This window comes from Enterococcus sp. AMC1623 (genome assembly GCF_058216495.1).
Genome location: NZ_CM177096.1, coordinates 3,340,157 through 3,358,333 on the forward strand (window position 1 = coordinate 3,340,157; position 18,177 = coordinate 3,358,333).

The 18,177-nt window shown below is 36.8% G+C and carries 23 protein-coding genes; 18 read left to right on the forward strand and 5 right to left on the reverse strand.

The annotated features are described in order from the left end of the window. Positions 1–113 precede the first annotated feature (113 nt). Positions 114–701, forward strand: a complete 588-nt coding sequence (locus AC4BC7_RS16420) for a TetR/AcrR family transcriptional regulator (RefSeq protein ID WP_207941731.1) — start codon at positions 114–116, stop codon at positions 699–701. A gap of 88 nt (positions 702–789) precedes the next feature. Here the strand turns inward: AC4BC7_RS16420 and AC4BC7_RS16425 are convergent, their stop codons facing one another. Continuing rightward, the gene (locus tag AC4BC7_RS16425; protein WP_490503406.1) at positions 790–1,230 is read right to left on the reverse strand and encodes a flavodoxin; all 441 of its coding nucleotides are present in this window, start codon (positions 1,228–1,230) and stop codon (positions 790–792) included. Positions 1,231–1,388: 158 nt separating this feature from the next. Between AC4BC7_RS16425 and map the strand changes: the two genes are divergently transcribed. The 12 genes from map (at position 1,389) to AC4BC7_RS16485 (ending at position 10,338) form a co-directional block, all read left to right on the forward strand. Further along, the gene (gene map / locus AC4BC7_RS16430; protein WP_207941733.1) at positions 1,389–2,153 is read left to right on the forward strand and encodes a type I methionyl aminopeptidase; all 765 of its coding nucleotides are present in this window, start codon (positions 1,389–1,391) and stop codon (positions 2,151–2,153) included. Positions 2,154–2,166: 13 nt separating this feature from the next. After that, positions 2,167–3,102 (forward strand): YihY/virulence factor BrkB family protein, encoded by a 936-nt coding sequence (locus AC4BC7_RS16435; protein WP_207941734.1) that lies wholly within the window; start codon positions 2,167–2,169, stop codon positions 3,100–3,102. Next, positions 3,102–4,220, forward strand: a complete 1,119-nt coding sequence (locus tag AC4BC7_RS16440; protein WP_490503407.1) for a glycosyltransferase family 4 protein — start codon at positions 3,102–3,104, stop codon at positions 4,218–4,220. The genes AC4BC7_RS16435 and AC4BC7_RS16440 overlap by 1 nt, the downstream gene beginning before the upstream one ends. Before the next feature lie 93 nt (positions 4,221–4,313). Further along, positions 4,314–5,261, forward strand: coding sequence for an ABC transporter substrate-binding protein (locus AC4BC7_RS16445; protein WP_490503408.1), 948 nt, complete (start codon positions 4,314–4,316; stop codon positions 5,259–5,261). After that, positions 5,245–6,000 (forward strand): ABC transporter ATP-binding protein, encoded by a 756-nt coding sequence (locus tag AC4BC7_RS16450; protein WP_490503409.1) that lies wholly within the window; start codon positions 5,245–5,247, stop codon positions 5,998–6,000. The genes AC4BC7_RS16445 and AC4BC7_RS16450 overlap by 17 nt, the downstream gene beginning before the upstream one ends. Next, positions 5,997–6,746: an ABC transporter permease gene (locus AC4BC7_RS16455; RefSeq protein WP_490503410.1), complete on the forward strand. Its 750-nt coding sequence runs from the start codon at positions 5,997–5,999 to the stop codon at positions 6,744–6,746. The genes AC4BC7_RS16450 and AC4BC7_RS16455 overlap by 4 nt, the downstream gene beginning before the upstream one ends. A gap of 107 nt (positions 6,747–6,853) precedes the next feature. Next, positions 6,854–7,297 carry a CopY/TcrY family copper transport repressor gene (locus AC4BC7_RS16460; RefSeq protein WP_490503411.1) on the forward strand — a complete coding sequence of 148 codons (444 nt, stop codon included), beginning with the start codon at positions 6,854–6,856 and terminating at the stop codon, positions 7,295–7,297. Then, positions 7,297–7,506: a copper chaperone CopZ gene (gene copZ, locus AC4BC7_RS16465; RefSeq protein WP_207941740.1), complete on the forward strand. Its 210-nt coding sequence runs from the start codon at positions 7,297–7,299 to the stop codon at positions 7,504–7,506. The genes AC4BC7_RS16460 and copZ overlap by 1 nt, the downstream gene beginning before the upstream one ends. A 174-nt stretch (positions 7,507–7,680) precedes the next feature. Beyond that, on the forward strand, positions 7,681–8,220 hold the full coding sequence (locus AC4BC7_RS16470; protein WP_207941741.1) for a type II toxin-antitoxin system Phd/YefM family antitoxin: 540 nt from the start codon (positions 7,681–7,683) through the stop codon (positions 8,218–8,220). A 171-nt stretch (positions 8,221–8,391) separates the two neighbouring features. Beyond that, entirely contained in the window at positions 8,392–8,721 is a 330-nt protein-coding gene (locus AC4BC7_RS16475; protein ID WP_207941742.1) for a DMT family transporter, read from the forward strand. Further along, entirely contained in the window at positions 8,718–9,029 is a 312-nt protein-coding gene (locus AC4BC7_RS16480) for a DMT family transporter (RefSeq protein ID WP_207941743.1), read from the forward strand. Before AC4BC7_RS16475 ends, AC4BC7_RS16480 begins: the two co-directional genes overlap by 4 nt. Positions 9,030–9,168: 139 nt before the next feature. Next, entirely contained in the window at positions 9,169–10,338 is a 1,170-nt protein-coding gene (locus tag AC4BC7_RS16485; protein WP_490503412.1) for a pyridoxal phosphate-dependent aminotransferase, read from the forward strand. Positions 10,339–10,582: 244 nt separating this feature from the next. Here the strand turns inward: AC4BC7_RS16485 and AC4BC7_RS16490 are convergent, their stop codons facing one another. Beyond that, positions 10,583–10,987 carry a GNAT family N-acetyltransferase gene (locus AC4BC7_RS16490; protein ID WP_490503413.1) on the reverse strand — a complete coding sequence of 135 codons (405 nt, stop codon included), beginning with the start codon at positions 10,985–10,987 and terminating at the stop codon, positions 10,583–10,585. Positions 10,988–11,137: 150 nt separating this feature from the next. Here AC4BC7_RS16490 and AC4BC7_RS16495 point away from each other — a divergent pair, with 150 nt between their 5' ends. Next, the gene (locus tag AC4BC7_RS16495; protein WP_490503414.1) at positions 11,138–12,028 is read left to right on the forward strand and encodes a phosphate ABC transporter substrate-binding protein PstS family protein; all 891 of its coding nucleotides are present in this window, start codon (positions 11,138–11,140) and stop codon (positions 12,026–12,028) included. A 56-nt stretch (positions 12,029–12,084) separates the two neighbouring features. Here AC4BC7_RS16495 and AC4BC7_RS16500 read toward each other — a convergent pair whose 3' ends face one another. The 3 genes from AC4BC7_RS16500 to AC4BC7_RS16510 are packed head-to-tail and all read right to left on the reverse strand — an operon-like array spanning position 12,085 to position 14,866. Continuing rightward, positions 12,085–12,450 carry a YbaN family protein gene (locus AC4BC7_RS16500; RefSeq protein ID WP_207941747.1) on the reverse strand — a complete coding sequence of 122 codons (366 nt, stop codon included), beginning with the start codon at positions 12,448–12,450 and terminating at the stop codon, positions 12,085–12,087. A gap of 8 nt (positions 12,451–12,458) precedes the next feature. Further along, on the reverse strand, positions 12,459–14,162 hold the full coding sequence (locus AC4BC7_RS16505) for a sensor histidine kinase (RefSeq protein WP_490503415.1): 1,704 nt from the start codon (positions 14,160–14,162) through the stop codon (positions 12,459–12,461). Further along, positions 14,159–14,866: a response regulator transcription factor gene (locus AC4BC7_RS16510; protein WP_207941749.1), complete on the reverse strand. Its 708-nt coding sequence runs from the start codon at positions 14,864–14,866 to the stop codon at positions 14,159–14,161. Before AC4BC7_RS16510 ends, AC4BC7_RS16505 begins: the two co-directional genes overlap by 4 nt. A gap of 131 nt (positions 14,867–14,997) precedes the next feature. Between AC4BC7_RS16510 and AC4BC7_RS16515 the strand changes: the two genes are divergently transcribed. From AC4BC7_RS16515 to AC4BC7_RS16530, 4 genes are read left to right on the forward strand one after another with little or no spacing between them, the layout of a single operon-like run. Next, complete coding sequence (locus tag AC4BC7_RS16515) at positions 14,998–15,462, forward strand: 2-thiouracil desulfurase family protein (protein WP_207941750.1); 465 nt, start codon at positions 14,998–15,000, stop codon at positions 15,460–15,462. Further along, entirely contained in the window at positions 15,463–15,801 is a 339-nt protein-coding gene (locus AC4BC7_RS16520) for a putative DNA-binding protein (RefSeq protein WP_207941751.1), read from the forward strand. A 15-nt stretch (positions 15,802–15,816) separates the two neighbouring features. Continuing rightward, positions 15,817–17,238, forward strand: a complete 1,422-nt coding sequence (gene ffh, locus AC4BC7_RS16525) for a signal recognition particle protein (protein WP_490503416.1) — start codon at positions 15,817–15,819, stop codon at positions 17,236–17,238. A 54-nt stretch (positions 17,239–17,292) separates the two neighbouring features. Next, the gene (locus AC4BC7_RS16530; RefSeq protein ID WP_490503417.1) at positions 17,293–18,126 is read left to right on the forward strand and encodes a S66 peptidase family protein; all 834 of its coding nucleotides are present in this window, start codon (positions 17,293–17,295) and stop codon (positions 18,124–18,126) included. Positions 18,127–18,177: the final 51 nt, after the last annotated feature.

The window sequence follows — 18,177 nt, forward strand, 5'->3', positions numbered from 1 at the left end:
TTTTTTTATTGTAAAGAAAATAGACTGAATTTTGAATTATTTAGAAAACATGTTAAAATGAACAAAACGTATCTGTGAAAGCGGTATATATTAATGTAAGGAGACCGGAGATTATGGCAAGAAAAAAAACTATCACAAGAGATCAAATATTGAATGCTGCTTATGAAGTTGTTGCAAAAGAAGGTTTTTCCCGTTTTACTGCTCGAAATATCGCAGCTAAAATGAAATGTTCAACTCAACCTATTTATTTAGAATTTAAAAATATGGATGAATTGAAAAAGGTGTTAGTCAAAGAAATCATTACGAAACTATCAACAAAGTTACTTCATAAAGAAGTAACAGGAAATAAATTGATTGATTTAGGTATTAACTATATTGAATTTGCGAGTGAAGAAAAACAGTTATATAAAGCACTTTATTTAGAAGGCGAAACAGAAATGGCTGAATTAGAAGAATATTCCTATGATTATTTCTATGATGGAGTCATTAAAGGAACCGAATATGAAGAATTATCTAATGAAAAACTAGTTTCGCTTTATACAGGTTTTTGGATTGTTGTGTCTGGTGTAGCTGCTTTGACTTCTTCTAGTATTATTACACCTTCAAGAGAAGAAACGATTGAACTATTAGAAGATTCATTTGATATGATGAAAACGCAAAATCGTCCAGTTGATCTTTCATTCAAAACATTACGTCCATAATAAAAAGAACGTCGTGTGCTGTAGGACTCCAAAAAGTTAGTACAAAAAACTAGCTTTGGGAGGTCGCTTCAGCTTACGACGTTCTTTTTTAAATTTTTTCAACTAAAGATTTAGCGAATGCTTCAAGATTTTGAATATCTTCTTCTTCGGCGGCTAAATCAACTTTAACATTTTCAGCCCCTTTGACCGCCCCGGTTTTGATGAATGCCTCTTCAAAATCATCGACTGCTTTACAGAAGAAATCATAAAAGGTATCGCCTGAACCACAAACACCAAAGATTTTTCCTGACAAATCTAATTCTAATAAGTCATCATAAAAATCCATGATTTCATCAGGCAAATGCCCGTCGTCATATGTGTAAGTTGCTACAACACAAATATCAGCATCTTCAAAATCAGAAGCGTCAACTTGCGTACATTCATCTATTTCAACTTCAATGCTCATATCTTCCATTGTTTCAGCAACGATATCAGCAATTTCTTCGGTATTTCCAGTCATGCTTGCATAAATAATTTTTGCTAAGGTCATAATATCCTCCATTACATAATTAAAACTTGTATTTTAGGTTGATTATAGCAAAATAAACGTCTAATGGAAACTATCGGTTAAACTGGATGGAAGGAATTTGGAAAAAAATTCATTCCTATGGTAAAATAGATAAGATTTCAACAAAGGGGATAAGAAGAATGATTACATTAAAATCACAAAGAGAAATTGAACGTATGGCAGAATCAGGTGCCTTATTAGCAGAGGTACATAAAGAATTACGTACATTTATTAAACCAGGAATTACTAGTTGGGACATTGAAGTATTTGTTCGCGACTACATTGAAAGTCACGGTGGTGTTGCAGCTCAAATTGGCTTTGAAGGCTACAAATATGCTACTTGTTGCAGTATCAATGATGAAATCTGCCATGGTTTTCCAAGAAAAAAAGTCTTGAAACAAGGCGATTTAATTAAAGTAGATATGTGTATTGATTTAAAAGGTGCTATTTCGGATTCTTGTTGGTCTTATGCTGTTGGCGAACCAACACCGGAAGTGAAAAAATTAATGGAAGTAACTAAAAAAGCTTTATACTTGGGTATTGAACAAGCACAAGTAGGAAATCGCATTGGAGATATCGGTCATGCAATTCAAACGTATGCAGAAGCAGAAGGTTATGGTGTAGTTCGTGATTTTATCGGACATGGCATTGGTCCAACTATCCATGAAAGTCCAGCTGTTCCTCATTATGGAGAAGCTGGGAAAGGCCTACGCTTGAAAGAAGGTATGGTTATTACGATTGAACCAATGATTAATACTGGCACTTGGAAAATGAAAATGGATCCAAATGGTTGGACAGCTTACACATTAGATGGTGGGTTAAGTTGCCAATATGAGCACAGCTTGGCAATTACTAAAGATGGTCCACGTATCTTGACTTCTCAAGGTGAAGAAGGTACCTACTAAAAAGGAGAAGGCGATGAATGCACTAAAAAAATTCCGAACGAATAAAGAAGTGACACGCTTTGTCCAAACCGTGCAAGCACGGGTGACTGATTCAGAATTAAGTACAAGCTCAATTGTGGTTGCGTATTATTTATTGCTTTCATTGTTTCCATTGCTGATTGCTGTGGGAAATTTGTTGCCGTTTTTGCAGATTGACCCCAATACAGTTCTACCTTATATTCAAGAAATCATTCCAGAACCCGTCTACGATTTCTTAGGTCCAGCAATTAAAGACCTTTTAACACAAGGTTCAGGTAGCATGTTGTCTATTTCAGCGATTGCCACATTATGGTCAGCAAGTCAAAGTATCAATGCTTTGCAAAAAGCCTTGAATAAAGCGTATGGTGTAGACGAAAGAGGCAATTTTATTATTGTTCGTATTGTATCCGTTGTGGTAGTCGTCTTATTGTTAATTGCGATTGTCGGAGTGACTCTGATTGTTGGGTCAGGTAAACTAATTTTAGATCAGTTGCAACCGATTTTACTATTTTCAGATGAGATTATTCGTACTTTCCAAACAGTAAAATGGCCATTGACAATTGTGACGATGATGACATTAATGAGTGTGATTTATTGGATTACACCAAATGTAAAGGTGCGGTTACGTTCCGTTCTTCCCGGTGCTGTTTTCGCCACAATTGGTTGGATGTTATTGTCACAAGTTTTTGGTTTGTATGCACAATATTTTGCTGCAAGAGTCAGCGGTTATCAAATTATTGGAAGTTTTGTTGTCCTTATGCTCTGGTTGAATTTTGCTGCTACAGTTATCGTATTAGGTGGTGTCCTCAATGCGGTAGTTGAAGAATTTGTTGGTGGTGAAGTCGTTGAGCGAACTGGACCGGTCGACAAAGTGAAAAAAGGCTTCAAAAAACATTGGTCCAAAAAGAGTGATGAAAGTGAGAAAAGCTAATGGGATTTACATTTCAATTTATTGTAAGACTATTTCTGACAACGATTCTTGCAGCCATTTTGACACCTTTAATCAAGCTCCTTGCATTTAAAATTGGTGCAGTGGATAAGCCAGGAGAACGGCGTATTAATAAAAAAACGATGCCTACTGCGGGAGGATTAAGTATTTTTCTTGCTTTTTCTATCGCCGTATTGTGGGAGTTTAGTGATACGTTAGATGTTCATCGAATTTGGCCCATGCTTTTAGGTGCCACGATTGTAGTTATAACTGGCTTGATGGATGACGTGTTTGAATTAACACCTCTACAAAAAACGATTGGCCTCACCTTAGCCGCGTTAGAAATTTATTTTATTGCAGGCATTCGGATTAGCACGGTTTCCGTCCCATTTATTGGTTACTTTAATCTAGGGTGGTTAAGCTTACCGGTTACCTTATTATGGATTTTAGCAATTACCAATGCAGTGAATTTAATTGATGGCTTAGACGGCTTAGCTGCGGGTGTCTCGATTATTGCTTTAGTAACTATGGGCTTAGTTAGTTATTTCTTTTTACCAAGCAATGGGGTTATATTAGCCATTTTAATTTTTACACTGGTTGCGGCAATTGTTGGATTTTTCCCGTATAATTTCTATCCCGCAACTATTTTTCTAGGGGATACCGGGGCTTTATTTTTAGGTTTTATGATTTCAGTCTTTTCACTTCAAGGATTGAAAAATGCCACATTTATCTCAGTTTTAACGCCAATGTTTATTTTAGGCGTACCGATTACAGATACGATTTATGCAATGATTCGTCGTCGTTTTAATAAACAACCCATTTCTTCTGCAGATAAAATGCATTTGCATCATCGTTTATTGTCATTAGGATTTACGCATCGTGGGGCTGTTTTAACGATTTATGCGATGGCGATGGTCTTCTCATTTATCGCTTTATTGATGAACTATGCCAGTAATTGGGCGATTGTTTTACTGATTATCAGTACAACATTTGGTTTAGAATTATTTATTGAATTGATTGGTTTAGTGGGTGAAAATCGACAACCACTAATGAAAACCTTGAAATTTTTAGGAAATCGTAGCTATCGACAAGAAGTAATGAAAAAAAATAAACAGAAGTAAAACATTTATCCTTCGTGGTAAATGTTTTTTCTTTTTTTACAGAAAATAGTGGTAAAATAAATAGTTGAGAATAGATGAAAGGAATTGTTAATAATGAAAAAATTACTTGTAAGTTTTGGCTTAATGACGTTATTTTTAGTGGGGTGTGGAAATGCTAGTGAGAACAAAACAGGCGCTTCTGAGTCTGAGGATGCAACACCAACGGTTACAGTTGGCGTAATGCCTTCGACAGATAATATGCCATTTATTGTAGCACATGAGCAAGGTTTTGATAAAAAGCATGGAGTCACTATTGAATTAGAAACCTTTAAATCAGGTAAAGACCGTGATGCCGCTTTTCAAGCAGGAACCGTTGATGGAATCAATGCCGACTTAGTAGGCGTGGCTGCTTATTTACAAGGAGGTATGGATGTCAAAATTACTAGTTCAACATTTGGTCAGTTTGACTTAATCGCCACAGCAGAAACTAAAAGTGTGGAAGAGTTAAAAGGAAAAGAAGTTATCGTGTTAAAAAACCAAGGGCCCGAATATGCTGTCGATCAAATTTTAGCTCAATCTGGGATGACAGGTTCAGATGTCAAAATTGTGGATGTTCCGCAAGTTCCTAGTCGTGTAGAATTATTGCAAAACGATCAAGCGGCAGCAGCAATTTTACCTGAACCTTTTGTGACAATGACAACAACGAAAGGCATGACTAATTTAGGTTCAACGCGTAGCATAGGGATTAATCCATTTGTCTTATGTTTTACAACAGAGGCAATTGATGAAAAGTCAGAAGCATTACAAGGGATGTACGATGCTTACAATGAAGCAGTAGATTGGATGAAAGAACATGATAAATCAGAATACATTCAATTATTTATTGATGAAATTGGTTTCCCAGAAGAGTTAAAGGAGGACATTCAAGTTCCTGAATATCCACATGCAAGTCAAGCAACGACAGAAGATATTACTAAAGCGTTTGAGTGGGCGAAGGAAAAAGGCATTTTGAAAGAAATGATTGAGCCAAAGGATGTATTGAGTGATGTCTACTTCAAATAAAAGCTTTCAAATAAAAAATGTTTCTTTCGAGCTTGAAGACAAAACGATCTTACAAGATATCTCTTTAACGCTGGCAGATCAAAAAATTTATGCATTAATTGGGGCTTCTGGAGCGGGCAAAACGACCTTGCTACAATTGCTGGGGGGGTTAAAAGAACCCACTAAGGGAACACTCACTTATGCCGAAAAAAGCCCTAAAGATGTTGTGATTTCTTTAGTTCCGCAAGAATATGGATTGTTACCGTGGCAAACTGCGCGTCAAGCTGTTTTGGCAGGAAGAAAAATTAGTCAAAAGCAACGACTTACACAAGACGATCAATTAGCTGTACGACAATTATTTGAACAAATGCAACTAACTGATGTGGCGGATAAATATCCAAATCAACTAAGTGGTGGACAAAAACAACGTGTAGCGATTACGCGTGGCCTTGCAAGTCATAGTGAGTTATTGTTAATGGATGAACCTTTTTCTGCATTGGATGCTTTTACAAGGGAAACCGCGCAACAATTATTTTTAGATAGTTGGCATCAAGCACCGCGTTTAACCGTGTTTGTTACGCATGATATTGAAGAGGCATTATTATTGGCGCATGAAGTGATTGTTTTAGCACCCAATCCTGGGCGTATTAAACATAAAATGACTTCTCCTTTCCAAGAAAAAGAACACTTGGCTGGCGAACGCCAATCTGAGCTTCTGTTTCAAACGACACAAATGTTGCGAAAGGAGATTGAAGGATGAAAAAAAGTCTTCGTCAATTCTTGGGTGCAGTCGCAGCGATTATTTTGATAGGAGGTATTTGGTGGCTGGGCAGTTTTGCCTTACAAAAACCCTTATTACCGACACCAACAGTTGTTTTAGCGCGTATTCCTAGTTTGTTTGCAGAAGGGATGTTTCAACATTTACAGGCTAGTTTCTATCGAGTGATTGTCGGTATCTTTCTCTCTATTTTGGGTGGTTTTGGGTTAGGCTTAGTGATGGGGAGTTTTCCAAAATGGAATCAGTTTTTTGATCCCTTAATTTATTTAACTTATCCAATCCCTAAAATGGCCTTATTACCGATTGTCATGCTACTGGGTGGATTAGGTGATGGGTCAAAAATTACCATGATTGTCTTAATTGTTTTGCCTCAAGTCACCATTTCGGTTCGAGATGCCGTGAGAGAAATTCCTCATCATTATTATGATGTGTACCGTGGTTTAAAAGCGACTCGTTGGCAACAGTTTTCTGCGATTACTTTTCCAGCTACCTTACCCGCGATGTTTAGCTCAACGCGTATTTCATTAGGAACAGCGATTTCTATTTTGTTTTTCACTGAAAATTACGGCACTGAATTTGGAATGGGCTATTTCATTATGGATGCTTGGACGCGGATGGACTATCCGGCGATGTATGGGGGTATTTTAATTTTGAGTAGTTTCGGCTTCTTTTTGTTCCTGTTGATGGATTTTATTTCATGGTATTTCTTCAAATGGCAACGAAAATGAATCGGGTTCCAGAAGAATTACTTCTGGAATCTTTTTTTTAAAAGTGAGCGTTTATTTTTGACAAAAAAAGATTACAGTTGTAAATTATATAAGAAGGAGGGATGTTGATGACCATAATCAATGAACCAGTAAAAATTAGTGATTCTGAATGGGAAGTGATGCGTGTCATTTGGAATAATGAGCAAATCGATGCAACGACCATTAACGAACTTCTCAGTGAATCAAAAGGGTGGAAAATTGCCACAATTAAAACTTTATTAGGACGATTAGTAAAAAAAGATGTTTTACATACTGAACGAGAAGGCAAAAAGTTTCTTTATTCGGCAAAAGTGAGTGAATCAGAGACTGTTCGTAGTGCAACGGAAAATCTATTTTCACATATTTGTGCACGTAAAGTTGGTCAAACCATTGCCGATTTAATTACTGAAGTCGAATTAACTTCAGCAGACATCCAAGCAATTCAAGAGGTACTAACAATCAAACAACCTGTAAAAGAGATTGCTTGTAATTGTATTCCAGGACAGTGTGAGTGCCAAAAGGAGGAAGCGTAATGAAACAAAAATTTGCGATTAAAGGCATGAGTTGTGACCATTGTGCAAATCGTGTTGAAACAGCAATCAATGAATTACCGGGTATTCAAAAAACAAAAATTCATTTGAAAAAAGGCCAAGGTGTGGTTAAATTTGACGAAGCGCAAGTTAGTGCGAATGAGATTGCCGAAAAAGTTAGTGCAATTGGTTATGAAACGACGATAGATTAAGGAAAAAAGGCAGAGATTTTACGTCTCTGCCTTTTTTTAACTAGACAGGCGAACGTATGTTTGTTAATATAAGTAAGAAATAGTTTGTGGTTTTCACCATGTTTTTTCGATTCGGATGAAATCTACAGGAAAAGTTATGATATAATGTGAAAGTTAAGACAAGGAGGGGAAAAAATGGAACTGAAAAAGCTCGAAGTTCCCACAACTTCAATAACCGAAGTGAAGAAGTCTCCCATGGACGTATTTAGCCAAGCGCGCGAAGCAGGTACCGCTGTGTATGTATTTAATCGTGAAAAAATCGCAGGTGTGATGCTTACGCAAGAACAGTACGAAACATTACTGCAAGAACTACATGAATTAAGAGCACGTCCAAATCAGCAACCGATACAGGAAGTAGAATCAGAACAAGTCTCGGTGAAGGGCATGGAAGATTTTTCTAATACGTTACGCAAGGCATTGATTACTGGATCAACAATGTCTGCTAAAAATGTGGATGAACGAATGGTTGCTTTAGGTTTTATTACGAAAAAGACGGGTTTTGGTGGCGTGATAGATATGATTCATGAACTAAATGAGACGGGTAAACTTGTCTATCAATTAAGAAAAAAATCAGAAAATAAAACGATTACGGCGGAAATTATTGCTGAACATGACAATAATTCGCATTTATTCGATAAATTAATTATTAGAAAAATCTACTTAAAAACAATATAGCATAGCTACCGAAGTGAACATTGCTTCGGTTTTTTTGCTAGTTGACTTTAAGAAACAGAATGAGTATAATTCAGTGAAATATGAAATACACATCGCCGGATGAACGCAAGAAACTAACTTTTAGGCCTCGTAAGTTAGTTTGTTGCCTTTTTTGCGTTTAAGGAGGAAAATATGGCATTTACAAAGTTATTAATCGCAGGATTGCTAGAAATATTTTGGGCATTTACCCTAGGAAAGAGTAATGGTTTTACCCATCCAGGTTGGGGAATCGTGACAATCATCGTATTGCTTATTAGTTTATATTTCTTAGAGTCTGTCGTGCATCGTTTTGGTGTGGGGATTACCTATGCTGTTTTCACAGGAATTGGGACAGCGGGTACGGCTATCTTAGATTTAGTCGTTTTTCATGAACCAACCAATATATTTAAGTTCATTAGTTTGATTGTCTTGTTAATCGGGATTGTTGGCTTGAAATTAACGGATAAGGAGGCAAGCAAATGAGTTGGTTATTATTAGGAATTGCTGGCTTAATGGAGCTCGTTTTTGTTATCTGTTTGGAAAAAGCGAATCACGGCAACAAAGGTTGGCTGTTATTTTCCATAGTGGCTATTTTAATTTCGATTTATTTATTAGGTCAAGCGACAACCTATGTGTCATTAGGTGTGGCCTATGCAGTATGGACGGGCATTGGATCTGTATTAACTGTAGGGTATGGTATTTTATTTTTAGGTGAAAGTCGTAATAAATCGAAGTTATTTTTTGTGTCTTTCATTGTTGTTGGGATTATCGGACTAAAATTGTTTAGTTAAAATAATTCGTTCACGTTTCTTAGAAATCGTGGACGAATTTTCACTTCTAAATTGTTAGAAAATTTCGATAAAAATAATAAAAAAATGACAAAAATCTGTGAATTTATGGTAGGATATCAACAATGAGGAGTGAGGAATAATGACGGATTTAACAAAACGATTCAATAAACAAGTGGATAAAATTGCAGTATCTTTAATTCGCCAATTTGATGAGCGTGTTTCAGATATTCCAAACATTTTAAAATTAACGCTAGGTGAGCCAGATTTTAATACACCAGAACACGTAAAACAAGCTGGATCACAAGCGATTGAGGATAATTTTAGCCATTATACTGGGATGTCAGGTTTACCAGATATTCGTCAAGCAGCGAGTAAATTTTTAGAAGAAAAATACCAAGTTAGTTACGACTGGCAATCAGAAGTTTTGGTTACTGTTGGAGCAACTGAAGCTATTTCTGCTAGTTTATTAGGAATTTTAGAAGCTGGCGATAAAGTTTTACTACCATCACCAATTTATCCTGGATATGAGCCTATCATCACTTTAGCAGGTGCCGAGCCTGTCTACATTGATACAAGTGACAATGGCTTTGTATTGTCTCCGGAAGCGTTAGAAGCGGCATTAGAGGAACATGGAGAAGCGATAAAAGCAGTGATCTTAAATTATCCAAGTAATCCGACTGGAGTAACTTACTCTCGTGAAGAAGTGAAATCTTTAGCAGAAGTGTTGAAAAAATATCCAGTTTTTGTTATTAGTGATGAGATTTACAGCGAGTTAACGTATGACGAAGCGCATGTGTCAATTGCCGAATATTTGCGTGAACAAACGATTTTAATCAATGGATTATCAAAATCACATGCAATGACAGGGTGGCGAATTGGTTTTATTTATGCACCGAAAGAGTTAACGAAAGAAATCATCAAAGTACATCAATATTTAGTAACAGCAGCAGCGACTGTTTCACAAAAAGCAGCCGTACGTGCGTTAATTGAAGGAATCAATGATGCACAGGTGATGAAAAAAGAATATCAAGCGCGTCGTGATTTCGTTTACGATAAGATGACAAGCTTTGGTTTTGACGTTGCGAAACCATCAGGAGCCTTTTATATTTTTGCTAAAATTCCAGCAAATTGTCTTCAAGACTCAATGGAATTTTGTGTAGAATTAGCGCAAAAAGAAGCGTTAGCAGTCATCCCAGGAATTGCATTTGGTGATGCCGGTGAAGGGTATATCCGTATCAGCTATGCTGCAAGTTTAGAAAACTTACAAGAAGCTATGGCACGCATGGAGCGTTACGTCAAAGGTAATTAAAAGGCAGTCGCAAGGAATTCCTTGCGACTGTTTTTTTGTAAAGAAATAGTAAGTCAGAATTTATGGAAAGAATACATTTAATAGGCTAGGAGCGTGAGGATAGTTACTGTAAAAATTAGAGGATTTACTGCGATTATCGAGGTAAGCAAATAGAAAAAGATAACTAGCATAACTTATTTTCTAACAAAATTTCTTTATTAAAGAATGTTATCGTCATGTTTTCTTGTATAGGATGAACTTCTTTTTATTGAATATATCCTGCTTTTTGGTAAAAGTGAACCAGTTTTTCTTCTTGTAAAATGGTACTTAGTTGCCAGCGATTAATTTCTGAAAAGTGTTTTTCGGCTAATGCTAAAGCTTGTTGTCCAAATCCGTGGTTTTCTTGTTCTGGTAAAACAGCAAGGGGAGAAATTCTAGCATGTGTTTGCATATCATTTAGGACAATCCGAATAAAGCCGATTTTTTCAGAAGTTACAATAAAGAAAAAATAATTGTTTGATTGATGATACTTTTCGGCTAATCGTTTGAAGGTTTGAGTATAAGGCGATGTTTGATGGTCGTGATAAGTCTCATACAGTTTTTTAAACGCCATTTTCTGAATGTGTAATACTTCGGATAACTCATTTTCTTTCACGGGAATAAGTTGCATGATTTCTCCTCCTACAGCCTTTTTAACAAGAGCATAACATGTTTACACAATTTTTACATATGTTGATGAATTCTTTACATAAAGTCCATCAGGGATTTACATTCGCTTGTTAGACTATGGGTGTGAGAAAGAGAGAGGAGAATTTCATCAATGAAAAAAATCACAGGATTACTAGTATTAGCAGGAGTATTATTAGCAGGCTGCGGCGGAGGGAATGGTTCTACTAACGAATCTTCTTCATCAGCAAGTGGCTCAAATGAAAAAGTAGAAATCGTAGCTGTTGGTTCAACGGCGTTACAACCTTTAGTAGATGCAGCCAAAGATAGTTTTAGTGCTGAAAATCCAAATTACACCATTTCAGTTCAAGGTGGCGGTAGTGGAACAGGGCTAAGTCAAGTAGCAGCAGGTGCAGTAACAATTGGAAATTCAGATGTATTTGCTGAAGAAAAAGACGGTGTTCCAGCCGATGAATTAGTTGACCATAAAGTTGCTGTAGTAGGGATGGCGCCAGTCGTGAATAAAGAAGTTGGCGTTACTGATATTACTAAACAACAATTAATTGATATTTTCACAGGTAAAATCACAAACTGGAAAGAAGTTGGCGGCAAAGATCAAGAGATTGCTGTTGTCAACCGCGCATCAGGAAGTGGTACACGAGCAACTTTTGAAAAATGGGGCTTAGATGGAGCTGAAACGATTCAGTCACAAGAACAAGATTCTTCAGGAACTGTTCGTAAAATTGTTGCAGAAACACCAGGAACAATCAGCTACTTGGCCTTGTCTTATATTGACGATTCCATGCAAGAATTATCAATTGATGGTGTGAAACCAACACCTGAAACAATTCAAACAAATGAATGGAAAATCTGGTCTTACGAGCATATGTATACAAAAGGCGAACCTGATGCAAACGTCAAAAGTTTCTTAGATTATATGTTAACAGATGAAATCCAAAACGGTGTCGTAAAAGAATTAGGTTACTTACCAATTACAGACATGAAAGTTGAACGTACAGTTGATGGTGAAGTAAAAGATTTATAAAAAAATAAAAATAAGTGACTATCTTTCCCCCTATGCGATAGTCACTTATTTTTTTTTTATGCGATTGTTTTAATTTTAAAAATAAAATACAACATTAAACAGCACCAAATACCAGCTAGCATCAATTGTAATAAGGGACGTTGCTGAACCATCAAAAAACTAAAACCCATTGTTAGGGTGACGGTAATCATCGCACGCCGTTTTGTTTGTCTACTCATTCCTTGACCATTCACAAAAGTAGCAAGATGCTTTTCATAAAGGGAGGTCTGAATGAACCATTGATGCATCCGTTCAGAACCCTTGGCGAATGAATAAGTTGCTAATAATAAAAAAGGAACAGTAGGTAAAACGGGAAGGACTGTTCCAGCTGCTCCTAAACCAAGACTTGCGCAACCTAATGTCAGATAAAATACTTTCTTCATTTCTCCTCCTAGTTCATCGGTAAGAAGACATGGAATGTTGAGCCAACACCTAAGTGACTATCCACATGAATGCTTCCTCCTAAAATTTCCACATAATCCTTGACGATTGCTAACCCTAATCCTGTCCCACCAGAATTGCGAGCCCGCGCTTTGTCGACACGATAAAAACGCTCAAAAATCCTTACTTGTTCTTCCTTTTCAATGCCAATACCAAAATCTTGAACATAAAAGACTAGTCCACTTTTTTCTGCAAAATGAATTTTGATTTCTCCTTGAGGTAACGAATAATTGATGGCATTTTCAATTAAGTTTTTGCAGATAGGAGTAAACAATTCCATTTTTGTTGTAAAGAATAGATTCGTATCTCCTTCAAGGGTTATAGTAAGTTGTTTTTCTTCAATTACAGGTGTATAATCCGTTAAAATTTGTTGAAAAACTTGGTCCACATTAATTGTTTGAATGTGGTAATCAATATCTGCGCTTTTTGAAAGCTGAATGATTTCTTGAATTAAATTCTCCAAACGATAAGCGTCTTTTTGCATGATTTTTAAAAAGGCAGTTAACGTTTCTGGATCATCCTTTGCGCCATCTAGCAAAGTTTCTGTAAACCCAATCAATGAAGTGACAGGTGTTTTCAATTCATGAGAAACATTTCCAACAAAATCTTTTTGCAATTTTTCTAATTGACGGATACGCGTTAAATCATATGAAACACCCAAAATTTGTTTGGCTTCTTCAAAATAACGCAAGGTGACATCTAGGACCCGCTCATTAGTTGTTTGAATTTCTTCATGGGTAAAGGGATGTTTGTCATTAATTTGATAAATCATTTGAATTAACTGTGTATCTGTAATTGTTTCAGTGAATGATCGCTGTAAAGGAGCAGCAAAATTGCCAAGTTGTTCTTGCATGGTAGCATTCATGAGCAATAACTTGCCGTCTTCATCAATAATAAAGACACCAATCATTAATTCATTTAAAAGAGTATACAGTCTTTTTTCACTGGCGCTATAGGCTTGATACGTATGGCTCATTTGCTCACTTAACAGGTTCACGCTTTGATACAATTCTTTCCATTGTGGTGAAGACTGCATAATAATTTCTGGATTATCGGGATATTCAATCATTTTTTTGATTACTGGTAAAATTGTTTCAACTGGGCGATTACGACGGCGTAAGATTTGTAAAATAATGCCGCTTAATATCAACCAAAACAAACTATAAACAAGAAAAATAGCTTGTTTCATTCTTTGAGCACTGGGCAAGAAGTTTGCTGTCGGTTCGGCGATGCGAATAATCGCTTTTAATTGTCCATCTTCTTTAATTGGAATTGCTACGTAGAGCAATTCTTTATGTAATGTTGGACTCATTCGAACGGCTCGCCCTAATGAACTTCCTTTTAATACAGCATTTACTTCAGGGCGTTTGGATCGTGTACCAGAAAGTGTAGAATCATACGTATCAAATAAAATATTTCCCTTTTCATCCAACGAAGTAATCCGTTCTTCAGAATCGATGACATATTGTTTCGCAATGGTTTCTAAAGATTGGTCACTGGCAGAGAGACGGATAAATAAATCAGCTTTTTGTTGTAAATACGTTTCATGTTGCATGAGTACTTGCTGGTCATAAAAATTACGGATGAATTGCCAACTACCGATGAAAATAGTGAAAAGTAAGAGTAACCATCCGAGGTAGTTTTGTTTTTTCATCCTTCATTTGGCTCCAAAAATTTATAGCCAAAGCCACGAACAGTTTGTAAGTATTGGGGATGTTTTGGATCTTGCTCAATTTTTTCACGTAAATGACTCACATGGACATCAACAATGCGACTTTGACCGTCAAAATCAAAATGCCAAATTCGTTCTAATAAGGTATCGCGGTCAATGACGCGTCCTTTACGTTTCATAAAGTAGACAAGCAATTCAAACTCTTTCGGCGTTAAAACGATAGGTTTTCCGCTGACTGTCACGTGATAATTGGTCACGTCTGCGACGATTTCACCGACGATTAATTCTTCTTCGCTTTCTTCTTGATTGGCTTGTTTACGAGGTTCCATTCGGCGGAAAATAGCTTTCATTCGAGCTAACACTTCTCGTGGGCTAAACGGTTTCGTTAAATAATCATCTGCCCCAATTTCCAAACCTAAAATACGATCGATTGGATCATCTTTAGCTGTTAAAACTAAAATGGGGGTTTCGATTTTTTCTTGACGTAATTTTCGCGTGATTTCAATACCATCCAAATTTGGTAACATCACATCTAAGATTAAAAAGTCAAATGAGTGTGTTAAGGCAAGTTCATAGCCTTCTAATCCATCACTGGCACTGGTCACTTGATAACCTTCTTTTTCTAGATTAAATGTTAATAAAGTGACGATTGATGGTTCATCATCAACGATTAAAACTTTTTTCATGAGGAAACTCCTTGCAAAACATATTTTTGAAACTAGGTTTATTTTACCATGAATGCACGCTAGGGACTATTGTCAGCTCTAAATAAATGTTATAATATAAAACGACTTTAGTAGAAACGAGGCGTGATAAAATGATTGGGATTAGTGCGTGTCTAGGTGGTATTTGTTGCCGTTATGATGGGAATCATCAAGAAGTTGTCGGTTTAACTAAACTAATTGAACAAAATCAAGCCATTCGTGTTTGCCCAGAAGTCCTAGGGGGCCTACCCATTCCGCGTGATCCTGCTGAAATTGTTGGTGGTAATGGTTTTGATGTCTGGGAAGGCACGGCACATGTAGAAACGAATCAAGGGGAAGACGTGACGAACATGTTTAAAGATGGCGCCAAACGTGCTTATGAGAAATTACAAGCGCAAGGCATCACACAGCTCGTCTTAAAAGATAAAAGTCCCTCTTGTGGCAGCCAAATCATCTACGACGGAACATTTTCGGGAACTAAAGTTCAAGGCGTGGGCGTTGCTACAGCGTATTTTATCTTACAAGGAATGACAGTTCAATCGGAAGTTCAATGGTTAGCACAGCAAGGAGGGGAATAGATGGAAATCGAAAAAACAAATCGGATGAATGCTCTCTTTGAATTTTATTCAACGTTGCTGACAGAAAAACAAATGAATTATATGGAATTGTATTATGCGAATGATTTTTCTTTAGGAGAAATTGCAGAAGAATTTAATGTCAGTCGTCAAGCAGTTTATGATAATATAAAGAGGACCGAAAAAATTCTAGAAGACTATGAACGGAAACTACATATGTTTTCTGATTATATCGTTCGTAGTGAATTATTGGATCAATTAAATGATTACTTAGCCAAGCAATACCCGCAAGATGAGAAGCTGGCTAATTTTGTGCGGGATATACAAGAAATCGAAGAATAAAGGAATGAATAAAAGATGGCATTTGAAAGTTTAACAGAACGTCTGCAACAGGCGATGAGCAAGCTTCGTAAAAAAGGCAAAGTCTCTGAAGCAGATGTAAAAGAAATGATGCGCGAGATTCGTTTGGCATTGTTAGAAGCCGACGTTAACTTGCAAGTGGTAAAAGAATTTACAAAAAATGTGCGTGAACGCGCGATTGGTGTAGAAGTATTAGAAAGCTTATCTCCTGCACAACAAATTGTAAAAATCGTTGATGAAGAATTAACCAAAACATTAGGTTCTGAAGCAGTTGGTATTGAGAAAAGTCCTAAGATTCCAACGGTGATTATGATGGTTGGTTTGCAAGGTGCAGGTAAAACAACCTTTGCTGGTAAATTAGCCAATCATTTAATTAAAACAGAAAAAGCACGTCCTTTAATGATTGCAGGTGACGTTTACCGTCCAGCAGCGATTGATCAGTTGAAAGTATTAGGCCAACAATTAGACGTGCCTGTGTTTGATATGGGAACCGATGTTAGTCCAGTGGAAATTGTCCGTCAAGGGATGGAAGTAGCTCGTGAAAAGAAAAATGACTATGTATTAATCGATACAGCCGGTCGTTTGCATATCGATGAAGCATTGATGGATGAGTTAAAACAAATCAAAGCAATCGCTGAGCCCAATGAAATTCTATTAGTTGTTGATGCCATGACCGGTCAAGACGCGGTAAATGTTGCCGATAGTTTCAACCAACAATTAGGCATTACGGGGGTTGTTATCACCAAATTAGATGGTGATACTCGTGGTGGTGCGGCACTATCGATTCGTTCGGTCACAGGTGCACCAATTAAATTTACAGGTACAGGTGAAAAATTAACTGATTTAGAAGTTTTCCACCCAGATCGTATGTCTAGCCGTATTTTAGGTATGGGTGACATGCTGACCTTAATCGAAAAAGCCCAACAAGATTACGATGAGAAAAAAGCCGAAGAATTAGCGCAAAAAATGCGTGAAAATAACTTTGACTTTAATGATTTTATTGAGCAATTTGAACAATTAGAAAACATGGGGCCTTTAGAAGATTTGATGAAGATGATTCCGGGAATGAGTCAAATGCCAGGATTAGAAAACTTCAAATTAGATCCAAAAGACGTTGCGCGTAAAAAAGCGATGATTTATTCAATGACCCCTGCTGAACGTGAAGACCCCGATTTATTAAATCCAAGTCGTCGTCGTCGAATCGCGGCTGGTTCTGGAAATAGTGTCGTTGAAGTCAATCGTATGATTAAACAATTCAAAGAATCACGTAAAATGATGCAACAAGTTTCAAAAGGAAACATCAACAACATTCCAGGCATGGATCAAATGTTTGGTGGTGGTGTTAAAGGGAAACTTGGTAAAATGGCAATGAACCGTATGGTGAAGAAAAACAAGAAGAAAAAGAAAAAACGTAAATAAAAATAGCCGAGTCAACAGCGATGTTGACTCTCTTTTTGTAGAAGGAGGCATACGATGCAGTTAAAAACAGGTGATACCATTGCGCTGGTTGGAAATTCCAATCCCCAAACTAATCCGCAAGAAATCGAACAGTTATGTCGATTATTGCAAAGCATGGGCGTGATAATTGTCAAAAGTCCCTTATTATTTGATGAGGCTACAACCAACGCCTCTAAAAAAGCTACTGTACTCCAAAGTTATTTTGAAAATCCGACCATCAAAGCTATTTTTGATATTTCCGGTGGCGATTGTGCCAATAGCGTGTTGCCTTATTTAGATTACGAACAACTGGCAAAACATCCAACCCCGTTCTTTGGTTACAGTGATTTGACTGCTGTGTTAAATAGTTTATTAGGCAGTCAATCAACCGAATTATTTCAGTTGAAAACATTACTTTGGGAGGAAACGGGACAACAACGTCAAAAATTTTATGAAACGTTTTTTGAAGGCAAGAAAACCTTGTATGATGTAGAATGGGAATTCGTCCAAGGAAAAGCAATCAGCGGGATAGTTATTGGCGGGAACATTCGTTGTTTTCTCAAGTTAGCAGGCACAAATTATTTACCAGATGTAAGCAATAAAGTGTTGTTTCTTGAAAGCTTTGGTGGAGATAAACATGCGCTTTTTTCTATGTTGCATCATGTATTTCAACTGCCCAATATCGAACAAATTAAGGGAATTTTATTAGGAACCTTTACTAGTTATCAAAAAGCCGAAAGTTACCCAATTGAACAGCTAGTAAAAGACGTACTCCCATTTGATGTTCCGATTGCCAAAACAACACAAATTGGACACGCAAAAAATTCACGTGCACTTTCTTTAGGAAAAGTTATTCAATTACATGCGTAAATATCATATTATTGGTTCTTTCTAAAAAAGGATGTTATTATAAAGATACAT